Source organism: Runella sp. (genome assembly GCF_027484545.1).
Taxonomy (GTDB): Bacteria; Bacteroidota; Bacteroidia; order Cytophagales; family Spirosomataceae; genus Runella.
Genome location: NZ_JAIXST010000187.1, coordinates 1 through 13,576 on the forward strand (window position 1 = coordinate 1; position 13,576 = coordinate 13,576).

The window sequence follows — 13,576 nt, forward strand, 5'->3', positions numbered from 1 at the left end:
GTAGAGAATGAACTTAATAACAGGCCAAGAAAAAGACATGATTTTCAAACACCAAATCAAATTTTTAATCAATTAACTAACCATCAAGAAGTTGCATTTGTAACTTGAATCCTGCATTTTTATTGTAACGTTTTATCACTATTGACTGATCAGGATTAATAGTTAAAATCACAGGTTGGCTATATGATGTATCAGCAATACTGATGTATGCTTTTTTATTCCTGAGATCAAAAATATCTGATGAATTTTCTCTATTATAGAAGATGCCAATATCTCCACTTACAATAATTGGTTTTTTTGTACTGTTATTCTCAGATGAAATTGGAACTTGATAACCATAATAAGTCCCCTGACTGATAAGGAATCCATCAAATTTAGCCTGTATAAAATCTCCGTTTGGGAAAACAACTAACCCTAAGTCTTGTGGCTTTCCCTCTGAAAAAGTAGCTATTATTTTTTTGTTACCAACTAATAATTCCCCTTTACCGTTGACACAGTTTCCAGAGATACAACCTTCTTGGATTCCAGAAGATTTACCATAGACAGGCAAACTTGTTTTACTGACAATTAGTTGGTTCAATAATACGGCCTTATCGGCAGGAAAAGCGTTTTGCTTACTGGCATCTATCCAGAACTTCCACTGGAAAGCTATGGGGTCTATGTTTTGACCCAGAGCAGACATATTCAGTAAGAATAATATAAGAAAAGCAAAATGTCTCATGGACAGAAATAAGTTATTGTTAACTACATAAACTGACTAAAGTTCACTAAAGCTATAAGTAGAGACAAAAGTCTCTCCAGCAAAATAATGTTCTCTGGAAGAATCAACTACACCATTGGCGTCACGCCGTTTTATACCTCTTTTCACTTTAAATTTTGCAACCGCTTTTCCACCTTGGATTATTTCGAAGGTAAACCCTTCATTACTCAATGATTTTAGGAAATGATATGTTACGGTCGTATCACTAAAATTACCTCGAATGATAGCATTCATTATTTCTTCATTTGTCTGAGCATTATTAATATTGATAGGATATATACATTCACCATCAAAAGCAAAATAACCCTTCTTGTGTGAATATAAGAAAATGGCAATTTGAGAAAATCTAAGGTCACAAGCATTTAGTTTAAGTTCTGGTTTTGTAAAAGACCCACCTGTACAAGCACATGCTACACTATCCCCTGCTATCACAATTGGCACTTCACTATAAGTTTTATCTTCAGGGTTAATTTTAAAATAGAACTGTTTACCATATAAGGTAGCGTTTTTTAATTGAAAACCATTAAAGTCTCCTTCTAAAAAGTAAGGAATAGGATGATTAAATACAATAAAGCCTTTGCCAACAGGAATTCCATTCTTGAAAGTACAAATGATTTTTTTTGTCCTGAAAGTAATACTCCATCTCCATCAATACAGTTACCTGAAAGGCATTTGGGGGGGGCATAGGCATTATACCAACCAAAATCAGCTTGAGGGAATGAGCCTAATTTATCTTTATTGCGTTCATAAAAACGGTCAACGATCTGGTCACTTTTTTCAAGAGATAAATTTTCTAAAAATTTAGAAAAAAACCGTAACTCAGATTGTAAAGTTCTAAAGAAAGCCTTATATCCTTCCTTTAAGCGGTCATCAATTCCAAACTGAACCGAACGTTTTGTAACTAATTCATTTAAATCATTTTCGTTTAAACTTGTTAGAGTAATAGTTGGCATTATGAAGAGGGTAGAATCAATCGTGGGGTTGACTGAAATTTGATCAATTAATGTAAGTTTTTGTTCTTTAGCTATAATACCGTTTCTTACGTCGTACTCAATTCGAAATGGGTATGTACAATTCCCAATTCTTCTAAAGTCCCCATACGAAGTATAGAAATCTCCATAAGCTGCATGCTTTAATATGCCAATAACAAGATAGCTTTTTGCATCAATTCTATACTCCGTTTTGGTTTTAATATCAACCAATTCAAAATAACGATTTTCATTAATAGCTTCTCTCTTTCCTAATAGTTGCAGGTCATTAATATCAGGTAGAGGAGCTTTTTGTAAGTCGTAATCAGGATCGTCTTCTATTTTTTCTATTATTTTCTTTGAAGTAGCTATTTTTTCACTCTTTGTGTTCGTAGGGATACCTATGACCTCTGTGGCTGACCAAACCCCATGATTTCGATGCGTAACTGAAATATTACTCTCAATTTTATTACCAGTAAATTCTCTTCGACTCCCTAACTTATGCTGGATGAATGTTTTGTAATATCCTGGGTTAGTATTGGGTATATAATCAAAATTGTAGTATTTCCCTTCCTGGGAAGTAGTCTTCTGTTCTCTGGAGACATATAACGATTTTATCTCTCCAAAATATTTTACTCCATAGGCCTTATTCACCCTATCATATATAGTTGATAAAGATTGTGCCTCTACACAGAATGAAAGTATAAATAATGAAATAGTTATACCAAATCTAATTGCAAACTTAATGCTTAAGATTTGCGTGTAGCAGATTTTGTTATTGTGAATAGTTGGCAGAATTTGATTGTCCATTTTTAATTTAATCGTTAAAGTAATTATTGTGAATGATGAATTAAACTCAGTCAAACGTGTTATTAGACAAAAAACCGCTTCATTATAACTTGATGATTTTCAAAAGATTGCGGTGAATTGATCAATACATTGGGATTTAAAAGCCAATATTCACCAGTTCAACACAACAATAAAAATCATTTTGTAAACCGAAAGCAACCAAACAAAAAAACGGCAAATCTGCAACAAAAACGCTGCAAATCTGCCGAAAAAGTTATCCGGTGGTCGAGAGGGTTATTTTAGCCTCTCCTGAAACAACTTCAAGATACGCTTGTACTCATCCGTCCAACTGCTGGCTTCTACAAACCCGTGATCTTCCATGGGGTAGGAAGCCATTTCCCAGTTGTCTTTTTTCAATTCAATCAGGCGTTGCACCAATCGGTAGGAGTCTTGGATATGCACGTTTACGTCCACCATGCCGTGGCAAATCAACAAATAATCTTTCAAGCCGGCCGCGTGATAAATGGGCGAACTGCGACGATAGGCCAACGAATCAGCAGCGGGCTCGTTCAAAATATTGGCCGTGTAAGGGTGATTGTACGCTGCCCAGTCGGTCACGGGGCGTAAGGCGGCTCCTGCTTTGAACACACCCGGTTTGGTAAACATCGCCATCAAGGTAATAAAACCACCGTACGAACCGCCGTAAATACCGATGCGATTGGGGTTAATTCCGTGTTTCTCTACTAAATATTTGGCCCCATCCACGTTGTCATCCAAGTCTTTTCCGCCCATAAAACGGTAAATACCCGTGCGTACGTCGCGGCCATAGCCTGCCGAAGCGCGATAATCCATGTCCAGAACGGTATAGCCCAAATCCACCAACAGGTTATGAAATAGGTATTCGCGGAAGTATTGGCTCCACCATTTGTGGGCATTTTGCAGGTAACCGGCGCCGTGAACAAACACTACTGCCGCCCCATTTTTCTTTTTGGGAACGTACAAACGCGAGTAAATATCAATTCCATCACTCGCTTTCACGGTGATAATTTGGGGTTCTTTCCAAGCGTACGAACTGAATTCAGAAGAAAGAGACTGCGTGATTTGCGATGCCGTCGCCGTCGATTGGGCGTCTTGCAGGTACAATTCCCACGGTTTGGTAGCGGAAGAGTAACGAATTACTAATTTCGTTTCATCGGGCGAAAGAGTGGCATCGTTGGCTCCGACCATTTTGGTTAACTTAGTACGGTCTCCTCCCGTAACCGCCATTTTATAAAAATGCTGCTCACCGGGATGCACTTCATTCGATTGGAAATAAATCGTTTTTTTGTCCTTAGAAAGTTGCGCCTGCTGCACTTCAAATTTGCCCGAGGTCAACGTTTTACGCTCTCCCGTACGTACGTTGACAGTGTATAAATGCGAATAACCGGTAGCTTCCGAATGAAAGATAACGGTCTCATTATCCACCCAATCCAACCAAAAACTACCGGGGCCACCCACCCACGCTTCATCGCGCAGATGATCCAGTACTTTGAATTTAGCCGTTGTCGGGTCAAGCGAAGCAACCCAACGGTCCTTGTTATCCTGTGAGCGCAACATGACTACCAACTGCTTGCCATCTTCTGACCAGCGAGTCGTTACAAACTGCACTTTCCGGGCAGCAACCTTTTTAACTGTATCTGCTTTGTAATCTTTTATATAATCAGGCTTTGCGCTGATGCCTGTCAGGTCTTTGGTCGACGCTTCGAGAACGGTATCTTTTTTAATGTTATACACAAACAATTGTGAACTGTTTTGCGGCGCTCCTACTTTGGTACGGGCGGGTAAATCTTCGGTATAACCCGATTCCGTCACGTAACTGGGGACAACCGCCGATTTAGCTCCGGTTGCTGCTTTGGTAGAACGATAGGTGATAAAATCGGCATTGGGAGAAAGCACGATGTTATCCAATAGTGCATCGTTGGTATAAATCTCTTTCGGACGTTTGGGTTGATTCGACTTGGCAATCTTATCTCCCTCCTTTTTCTTGTCCGCGCGTTCTTTCAGCACTTCAAACAAAGCTAATTGGTCTTTTTTCAACCACTTATCCTGCTCATTGGCAGCCGCTTCCGCTCTTTTTGTTCCGGGCAAAAAGTTAGTCAGTTGAGTCAATTCTCCCGTTTGTAAGTGCAGTGAAAACAAATTGGGACCGCGTCTGAAAATGGCTTTGCTGTCATCACCGCTAAAAGTCACATTCGATTCCGGTTCGACGGTATTGGTCAGTTGCCGCGTTTGGCCGGTTTTGACGTCAATCCAATAAATGTCTCCGTCTTTGGTAAATAATTTTTGGGTAAACGCCTGATTGTAATCTCCAAATGCCGCAGGCAGCGAATTGCGTTCGGTTGGAGTTAGTTTACGGGTTTGTTTAGACGAAAGTTCATAGACATACAGCGAATCTCCCGTGTTTTTTTCGGGATTCCAGCTAAAGTAAATTTTAGTTCCGTCTTCGCTCCAATAGGGATTGGAAGGAGCTACGCCCATCCATTTGGGGTCACGCATGATTTTCTCCACCGTAAGCGGGGCGAGCGATTGAGCTAAAAGTGAATGGTGAAAACTAAAAAAAGAGACGGCAAAACACAGGGTTACAAAACGGAAAAATCGGTTCATAGTGGTTTGGATGAAGGGGTTTAAGTTTCAAAAATAGCGTTAAACTCTTAAAACAAACCAATTTCAGCCATAAAACTCTTGAATGATGAAGTAGCTTTCGTTTGAATAGATAAAAATGGAAAAACCACTACCTTTAATGCAACTTGCTGAACATATCCTGATTCAACTCTAAAACGACGCACTTTTAACACTATAAATCCCTAAATACCAATGCTTTACAAATCGAAAATTGGAAATCACAAATCGAAAATGGTATTAATAGGTATGACAAACGTCATTTTTTTGAATTTGACAAGGCAGTAGCATTGTTCATCCATCCAAACAACACACACTTTGCGACCTAAAATCAGCTATGTTTCGCCCCAAGAGGCACTGCCCTGTATCCAATCAGGGAATCGAATATTCGTTCACGGGAGTGCCCAAACGCCTACCTATTTACTCAAACATTTGGCACAGGAAGCTTCTCGTTTACAGGATGTTGAACTGGTTTCCATCACCGTGTACGGCGACGTATTTGTAGATAAGCCCGAATACCAAGGGCATTTTCATATCAATTCTCTGTTTGTTTCTGAAAGCATTCGAAAGGCAGTCAACGAAGGACGAGCCGATTATGTCCCCGTGTTTTTGAGCGAAATCCCTGAGTTATTTAACCAAGGCATTTTGCCGATTGACGTAGCTCTGGTGCATGTCTCCGTACCCGACCAACACGGCTATTGCTCTCTGGGCGTCTCGGTCGACATTGCCCGTTCGGCCGTTAACAATGCTAAATTCGTAGTTGCCCAAGTCAATCCCAATGTACCGCGCACCCACGGCGATGGCATGATTCACGCCAGCCGTTTTCACGCCATGGTGTATTGTGAAGACCCCTTGCACGAAGCCAATTTTGGAGGAGCTGTTTCGGAAAGCGATGGAAAAATCGGACAATACGTAGCCGAATTGATTGACGATGGAAGTACGCTGCAAATGGGCATCGGGTCCATTCCCAACGCCGTTTTAAAGTGTCTTTACAATCACAAAAATCTGGGGGTACATACGGAAATGTTCAGCGACGGGCTGGTTGATCTGTTTGATAAAGACGTGATTAACAATAAGTTCAAAATTATCAGCCCTAATAAAACAGTAACCGGGTTTGCTTTGGGTACGAAGGTGCTGTACAATTATGTCAACGATAATCCAGCGTTCTCCTTTCTGGACATTGACTTTGTGAATGACCCGCATATCATCAAACAAAATCCCAAAGTAGTAGCCATTAACAGTGCCGTGGAAGTGGATGTAACGGGTCAAATTTGCTCCGATTCCATTGGAACCTACCAATATTCAGGCGTAGGCGGACAAATGGACTTTATGCGCGGAGCTGCTCTAAGTCAGGGCGGCAAACCCATCATTGCGCTTCCCTCCCGCACTCAAAAAGGCGTATCCAGAATTGTGCCTTACCTCAAACAGGGCGCGGGTGTAGTCACTACGCGAGCACATGCTCATTATATCATTACGGAATACGGGGTAGCTTACCTGTTCGGAAAAAATCTTCGTCAACGGGCCAAAGCCCTGATTAACATTGCCCACCCCGACGACCGCGAAGAACTGGAACGGCAATGTTTTGAGCGCTTTAAAGCATTGTAAATGACTGAAAGTAGGGTTTCGGATTGAAAATCCGAAACAGTTACTTAAAAATCAAAACAGCCACAATCGGTCGCGACTGTGGCTGTTTTAATAAAAATAAGGAAAGTTAGATATCAGAATAATCCGTAGGATAGAAAAATCGTGTATCATTTTTAGATACGTTTTTCTGATATTCCGGCATGGCCGAAAGCTTCTTCCAATACGCATCGGCACTGAAGGCTTTCCAATGCTCATCGCGTGCCGCTCTGTTTTCAAAAGTAGTGAGGTACATCAAATTGGGCATTCGGCTACCTGACACAACTTCGGCGTAAAAAACAGCATTAAAACCCAATCGTTTAAACAAGCCAATTTCATCACCGTCGTTAAACATCTTTATCTTATTGTCCGAAATTTTCTCCGTATGGCCTTCGTAGCTCCTTAATTCATAGACGCGTTCTTTGGAAGCGGCAGTCAGTGCAGGCAAGGAAAAGTGAGGGCTTTTTTCAAACGCATTCAATAAAATCGATTCAATTCGGTCGTATGGAGGCTCGCTGAAGACCGCATCGTGATAGGCTTTGCCGTCGTTCCAATACGCTTTATCCTTTTCCAGTTTTTGTTCCAACTTAAAAAATTCGTCCCGAGAACTAAACGGAATAAAAACGTAGATCAGCTTTTCATCCGAGGGTTTAGCCGTTTCAGGGTTAATGATTGGTTTAAAAACCCCGACTTTGGAGATTCCGACTCGGTGCAATGCCGGCAGATATGCCTCTTTCAAAAAAGCGTCTACTTTTTTCTCCTGTTCCTCGGTTTTCAGGTGATAAATTTTGATTTGGTAAAAATCCCGTTTTGCCGAAGTGGCTAACACCTCAAACCCGGTCAATAAAAACGTTGCTATCAGAAGACGTGCAATTAGCTTGGACATAAAAATAAGAATTAAGAAAGAGATCAAATGAAATTTCCGCCAAAGTAACGGCTTGTTTTTCACTAATACCATCTTCCAATTCAGGTTGCTTAACTCATAATTTCCGAAGTTTGTATTCTTTCAATCGCCCCTACCTTTTCTCTGCATCAGTTAGGAAATTCCATCTCATTTTCGGAAAATTTGCACATTCCATCCAATAATTCACTGAGTCTTTCTCCCGTTTTTGTCAACGAATACTCCACCCTCGCAGGTACTTCCCGAACATTTTCGTTTCTTACAATCAGTTTGTGTTGTTCGAGAAGTTTCAAACGGTCGGCCAGAATATTGTCGCTGATGTACTTCAAATCTTCTTTCAGGCTTGAAAATCGACTATTGCCTTCTTCAATGCTGAACAGTACGTCAGTGAGCCATCGTTTGCTGAGCAGATGAATCAACTCATTAAGCGTACATTTGTCTTCCAGAAACGTCTGATTATGATAATTGGTAGAACTTAACTTTCTCATCGCCATCACTAATTATTAAAGGAGTTGTTCATTATTACCAAAATTATTGCTCTAATTTAGATTTAACCGTTCATTTGTAAATTCAATTTTATTGAAAAGAGTAAATAAAGTGGGTAACCTACTCGTATATATGCGTTGTAGCAAATTATACTTTTATGCAATACAGAAAAATTGGCATTTCGGACAAACCAGGTCAATCCGACCTTGACCTATCCGTCATTACCTTTGGAGCTTGGGCCGCCGGCGGCTGGATGTGGGGAGGGACTGAACGGAAGGACGCAGTAAAAGCAATCAGAGAATCGTACGATGCGGGCGTTACGTCCATTGATACGGCCCCCGTTTACGGTCAGGGACTCAGTGAAGAAATCGTGGGCGAAGCCATCAAAGACCTTCCACGCGACAAAGTACAAATCCTTACGAAATTCGGAATGCGCTGGGATTTGGACAAAGGCGATTTGGCTATGCACAGTAAAAATAACGACGGCAAGGCCATTGATATTTACAAATACGCTGCCAAAGAAAGCATTATCAAAGAATGCGAAGACAGCCTTCAACGCCTCGGCACCGACTATATTGACCTGTACCAAATCCATTGGCCCGACAAAACCACGCCCATTGAAGAAACCATGGAGGCAGTTTCGCAGTTAATACAGCAGGGAAAGGTGCGCTACGCGGGTGTTTGCAATTACAATGTCGAGCAAATGCGCGAAGCAGCCCAATCCATTCATCTTGCCTCTAACCAAGTTCCCTACAGTATGGTAAAAAGAGACATTGAAAAGGAAACGGTTCCTTATTGCATTGAACACGGTAAAGCTATTTTGGCCTATAGTGCCCTGGAACGGGGTTTGCTTACGGGAAAAATGAAGCCCGGCTACCATTTCGGGGCAGATGACCACCGGGCCAAGCTCTACTTTTTCAAAGATGAAAACCTGAAACGGGTAGATGCGTTTCTGGACAAAATCAAACCGCTTGCCGACTATAAAAATGCAACCCTCGGCCAATTGGTTTTGCGGTGGACAGTCGAACAACCCGGCATTACCATTGCATTGGTAGGTGCCCGCGACGCCAAACAGGCCTTACAAAATGCCGCCGCCATGAACATTGTCTTAACTAACGACGAAATTAATTTCATCACTGGGCATTTAAACCAACTGGAATTGGTTCATTAAGAGAAATCGTCTAACAATCATTGTTTATATCTCCCTTAAGCTTTTATTATTCATTTACATTTATGACAAACAACAAACCATTCCTAAAAAAGAGCCTTCCCATTGCGTTGACGGGCCTATTACTAACCGCTTCTGTCGCATTAATGAGTACAAGCGGCGGTACGGAAGAAGCCAATTCTCCAAAAAAGTTGACCGAAGCCAACTTCACCATTGACACCGTTGCCAAAGGTCTGACGATGCCTTGGGCTACTGCTTTTTTACCCAACGGAGATTTGCTCGTTACCGAGCGCGTCGGCAAATTACGTTTGGTTAAAAACGGAGTATTGGACCCCAAAGAAATCAGCGGCTTGCCTGAAGTTATGTACAAAGGTCAGGGCGGTTTGCTCGATGTAGCACTGCATCCGGATTACAATTCAAACGGTTGGATTTACATCAGCTATTCATCACCCAAAGCAGCAGGTGAAGAAGGTGACGACGGCGGTGCCAACACGGCTTTGCTTCGTGCCAAACTGAAAGACCACGCGTTGACCGATATTCAGTACTTATTTAAAGCTATCCCCAACGTAAAAGCCAACGTTCACTTCGGTGGACGGATTGTTTTTGACAAAAAAGGGTACGTATTCTTATCGCTTGGCGAACGCGGCCAAAAGGAAAATTCGCAAAACCTAAGCAGAGACCAAGGCAAAGTGGTTCGCTTGCACGAAGATGGCAAAATCCCGAGCGATAATCCGTTTGTAAAAACCGCCGGTGCACGCCCTGAAATCTGGACGTATGGTCACCGTAATCCACAGGGAATGACCATTCACCCTACTACCGGTGTCATCTGGGAGCACGAGCACGGTCCACAAGGCGGAGATGAATTGAATATTGTAGAAAAGGGCAAAAACTACGGCTGGCCTGTGATTACGTTCGGAATTGATTATGACAACAGCATCATTTCAAAAGACACGGCAAAAGTGGGTATGGAACAACCGGTTACGTACTGGAAACCTTCGATTGCCCCCTGCGGTATGACCTTCATAACGAGCAATAAGCTCAAAGAATGGAACGGCGACTTACTGGTGGGTTCTCTTAAGTTTGCTTATTTGCAACACTTGGTTGTGAAAGGCAACAAAGTGATAAGCCGCGAAATCTTATTTGAAAAAATTGGCCGCGTAAGAGATGTTCGCCAAGGTCCCGATGGCAACATTTACGTCGTGCTTGAAAACTCGGGTAAAATTGTCAGAATCAGCCCGAAAGCTTAGTTTTTTTTAGTTGTCTGTTATCCATTGCTGAAAAGCACAGTTAACAGACAACTTATTTTGATTTACTAACATTCATTCCGCATGAAGTTTTTATTATTCTCATTAACAGGGATTATCTTAGGTTCCGCAGCCCTTCCCAATCAGGACGAGGCGCTCGCCAAAAGTATTGAAAGAGGCAAAACGGTATACACTGAAACCTGCATTACGTGTCACATGGGTGCGGGAGAAGGCGTCCCTGCTACTTTTCCTCCGCTTGCAAAAGCCGACTATTTGGTAAAAACGCCCGAGAAAGCCATTGAGGCAGTCAAGTTTGGTTTACAGGGAAAAATTGTTGTCAACGGAGTTTCTTACGAAGGTATGATGCCCAATCCGGGTTTGGACAATGAAGAAATTGCGGATGTCATGAATTATATCCAAAACGCATGGGGCAATACTTCCAATAAAAAGATGATTACTGCGAAAATGGTAGAAGAGGTAAAGCAGAAGAAATAGTTCTTCTGCTTACACTCATAAAATATTTTCATTTCAGGACCGTAAAAAGTCTTTCAATTTTTCTATCTCCCAATCTTCAATCGCAGGGAAATTAGCAATCCGAAAGGTTGTATTTTTCCATTCTCCGTAGCCGTTTCCCAGCGTTATTCCTGCTTTAAACGCCGCTTTTTTGACTTCAGCGATGGATTCTAAATCACATTTTACCGCAATAACTGTATCTGAGCGAGTAGCCTGATTTTGTACCAAAGACTGCCAATTGGTTTCATTTTCCAGAAAACTATACCACGACTTAGCTCGTTTCTCACTCCTCACTCCTACTTCTTGTATATTTTCTACCTGCTCCATGACCCGCATCAGCAGATACACGCCAAGAGTATTGGGTGTGTAGTGGGTTTGGTATTTGTCAAAGTTTTCGTGCATAAACAAAAGGCTATTGTATCGTAAAACATCGTTTACTTTTCTTGCCTTTTCAAGTGCTTTAGGTGAGCAAACCATGATGCCCATTCCCGCAGGAAGACCCAGACATTTTTGAACCGAAGCAAACCAAACATCCCCCAACGTCCAGTCGAAAACCACTCCCCCGAGCGATGAGGTAGCATCAATGGCAATCAAAGCATCGGTCATGGAGCGGATTTGAGCCAATTCTTTCATCCGGATCTGAGTACCGTTAGAAGTCTCACTGTGGGTCAGACACAGGACTTCATACGTACGTAAGCGTTCCCGATTGAATTCAGCGCGGGCCGTGTCGTTTTCGTGCTCAAACAAATGATACGGCAACGTTTGGTCAATGGGAAACAGTGAACCCGAAGTTTGCGGCACAATATGCGACGCGTAACTGAACCATTTTTTCCCAAATGCGCCATTGTAATGGTGGGCACTGTCTTGAATAGTGAGCGATTGAGCAATAATTTCCCAAACCTCCGTCGCTGAAGAAACCAGATATATGGAATAATCATCCGGGATATTGAGTTTAGCGTGCATCAATCGCATAGTTTCCTTCAATACATCCATGAAACCCTGACTGCGGTGATTCATGCTCAAAATCCCCGACCGATAGGCGTCCTGCAAATAGCCTTCTACTTGCGGATAAATTTTGGAAGGACCAGGATAGAAGGTAATCATGACACAAAGTAGCTGATGGCCAACTCATATCCTTTCAGTCCCAACCCAACAATCACCCCTTTGACGCGGCTACTAAGGTAACTATGGTGACGAAACGCTTCGCGGGCATGAACGTTGGAAATATGTACTTCCACGGCAGGGGTCGTCACTGCCGAGAGCGCATCGGCAATCGCTACTGAAGTGTGAGTATATGCCCCGGCGTTAAGCACAATGCCATCAAATGAAAAGCCTACTTCGTGGATTTTATCAATGAGTGCGCCTTCGTGATTGGATTGAAAATAGTGTAATTCTACGTCAGGGAAAGTCGATTTCAGCGTTTGGAAGTATTCCTCAAAAGTCTGACTGCCGTAAATAGTAGGTTCGCGTTTGCCCAATAAATTGAGATTGGGGCCATTAATAATCAGTATTCTTTTCATAAGATTGGCGTTTTAAGCTTCTGCTGCAATATTACTACCTTCTTGGGAATAAGTACGAATGGGGAATGTGTAAAATGTCTGTCTATCAAAATTCTCGCTTTTTGTCGCTCATTCTTCCCTCCAATTCGGGCAGTATTTCTTCCGTTTCCGGCTGAACCAAAGTAGTGAATTTCCCTTTGCTGTATGGTCAGTATTTATTTAAACCGCCTTTCTGCTTTGCAAAATCACTTCGGTGATAAACAGCGGAATAGCCCAGCAAGCCCAACTCATCACGGCAAAGCGCTCCGGAAAGGTACTGATGTGCAATAGTCCCAAAAGTTGCGCAAAAAGACGAAAAGTGGTAAAACCACAGGTAATCACGTAACTCCGAACCATCCATTCGCGATGTTGGGTGATTTTGCCGTTACGAATAGAGATATAGGCCATCATCGTACTCGTTAACCACACAAAGGCCAGTCCGCTCAAACCTACGCAATAGGTAAAAGAACCGTTGGAAACAGCCGCAAGATAAAAGGCAGCTAACGAGCCGGCTAAGACACAGATGACATAGACCCGCCCTCCTATTCGATGGAGGTGTAAATAACGGTTTCTGATGCGTTCAATAAACTGAAACGGACCTACACTGATGGCAATCATACCACACACAATGTGTACTAAAAGCCCGTTGTATTTTGTCCAAAAAGTTAGGCTTTCATCCTGCGGAGCAGAAGTAAAATAATGGAGAGCATTATTGGCGATGTAATACATTCCAGCCGTAATGACAATCATCCATCCCAGCCACGAAAGGAGTGTTCTATAGGTAAAGGTGTTCATAAATAAAAGCGGTACGTCGCCACGTTTGATTTAGGATTAAGTAATAGACAAATCTCAACTAATTCAACGTCATAACTCCTCATGGTTTTTGATGATATTCTCTCATGGAATACCCTGATTTTTAGGGAGAAATTTG

General features: G+C 42.1%; 13 protein-coding genes. 4 read left to right on the forward strand and 9 right to left on the reverse strand.

Translation table 11 applies throughout. From position 1 onward, the window contains the following. Positions 1–76 precede the first annotated feature (76 nt). The 4 genes from Q0081_RS17385 to Q0081_RS17400 all read right to left on the reverse strand — a co-directional run bounded on the left by Q0081_RS17385 (position 77) and on the right by Q0081_RS17400 (position 5,160). The gene (locus Q0081_RS17385) at positions 77–721 is read right to left on the reverse strand and encodes a hypothetical protein (protein ID WP_298355918.1); all 645 of its coding nucleotides are present in this window, start codon (positions 719–721) and stop codon (positions 77–79) included. Between the two features lie 36 nt (positions 722–757). After that, the gene (locus tag Q0081_RS17390; RefSeq protein WP_298355921.1) at positions 758–1,201 is read right to left on the reverse strand and encodes a hypothetical protein; all 444 of its coding nucleotides are present in this window, start codon (positions 1,199–1,201) and stop codon (positions 758–760) included. Between the two features lie 95 nt (positions 1,202–1,296). Continuing rightward, the gene (locus Q0081_RS17395) at positions 1,297–2,538 is read right to left on the reverse strand and encodes a hypothetical protein (protein ID WP_298355924.1); all 1,242 of its coding nucleotides are present in this window, start codon (positions 2,536–2,538) and stop codon (positions 1,297–1,299) included. Positions 2,539–2,811: 273 nt separating this feature from the next. Continuing rightward, complete coding sequence (locus Q0081_RS17400; RefSeq protein ID WP_298355927.1) at positions 2,812–5,160, reverse strand: prolyl oligopeptidase family serine peptidase; 2,349 nt, start codon at positions 5,158–5,160, stop codon at positions 2,812–2,814. 333 nt (positions 5,161–5,493) lie between these two features. Between Q0081_RS17400 and Q0081_RS17405 the strand changes: the two genes are divergently transcribed. Further along, positions 5,494–6,780 carry an acetyl-CoA hydrolase/transferase family protein gene (locus Q0081_RS17405; protein ID WP_298355930.1) on the forward strand — a complete coding sequence of 429 codons (1,287 nt, stop codon included), beginning with the start codon at positions 5,494–5,496 and terminating at the stop codon, positions 6,778–6,780. Positions 6,781–6,886: 106 nt separating this feature from the next. Here Q0081_RS17405 and Q0081_RS17410 read toward each other — a convergent pair whose 3' ends face one another. Next, positions 6,887–7,681, reverse strand: a complete 795-nt coding sequence (locus Q0081_RS17410) for an NIPSNAP family protein (protein ID WP_298355933.1) — start codon at positions 7,679–7,681, stop codon at positions 6,887–6,889. A 146-nt stretch (positions 7,682–7,827) separates the two neighbouring features. Then, positions 7,828–8,184 carry a helix-turn-helix domain-containing protein gene (locus Q0081_RS17415; protein WP_298355936.1) on the reverse strand — a complete coding sequence of 119 codons (357 nt, stop codon included), beginning with the start codon at positions 8,182–8,184 and terminating at the stop codon, positions 7,828–7,830. Positions 8,185–8,339: 155 nt separating this feature from the next. On the opposite strand from Q0081_RS17415, the gene Q0081_RS17420 reads away from it, so the two are divergent. The 3 genes from Q0081_RS17420 to Q0081_RS17430 all read left to right on the forward strand — a co-directional run bounded on the left by Q0081_RS17420 (position 8,340) and on the right by Q0081_RS17430 (position 11,089). Further along, the gene (locus tag Q0081_RS17420; RefSeq protein WP_298355939.1) at positions 8,340–9,353 is read left to right on the forward strand and encodes an aldo/keto reductase; all 1,014 of its coding nucleotides are present in this window, start codon (positions 8,340–8,342) and stop codon (positions 9,351–9,353) included. Positions 9,354–9,415: 62 nt separating this feature from the next. Continuing rightward, positions 9,416–10,597, forward strand: coding sequence for a PQQ-dependent sugar dehydrogenase (locus tag Q0081_RS17425; protein WP_298355942.1), 1,182 nt, complete (start codon positions 9,416–9,418; stop codon positions 10,595–10,597). An 81-nt stretch (positions 10,598–10,678) separates the two neighbouring features. After that, complete coding sequence (locus Q0081_RS17430; protein ID WP_298355945.1) at positions 10,679–11,089, forward strand: cytochrome c; 411 nt, start codon at positions 10,679–10,681, stop codon at positions 11,087–11,089. A gap of 33 nt (positions 11,090–11,122) precedes the next feature. Here the strand turns inward: Q0081_RS17430 and Q0081_RS17435 are convergent, their stop codons facing one another. The 3 genes from Q0081_RS17435 to Q0081_RS17445 form a co-directional block, all read right to left on the reverse strand. Continuing rightward, positions 11,123–12,211: an aminotransferase class V-fold PLP-dependent enzyme gene (locus Q0081_RS17435; RefSeq protein ID WP_298355948.1), complete on the reverse strand. Its 1,089-nt coding sequence runs from the start codon at positions 12,209–12,211 to the stop codon at positions 11,123–11,125. Continuing rightward, positions 12,208–12,627, reverse strand: a complete 420-nt coding sequence (aroQ, locus tag Q0081_RS17440) for a type II 3-dehydroquinate dehydratase (protein ID WP_298355951.1) — start codon at positions 12,625–12,627, stop codon at positions 12,208–12,210. Before aroQ ends, Q0081_RS17435 begins: the two co-directional genes overlap by 4 nt. A gap of 198 nt (positions 12,628–12,825) precedes the next feature. Continuing rightward, positions 12,826–13,440, reverse strand: coding sequence for a DUF2306 domain-containing protein (locus tag Q0081_RS17445; protein ID WP_298355954.1), 615 nt, complete (start codon positions 13,438–13,440; stop codon positions 12,826–12,828). Positions 13,441–13,576 lie beyond the last annotated feature (136 nt).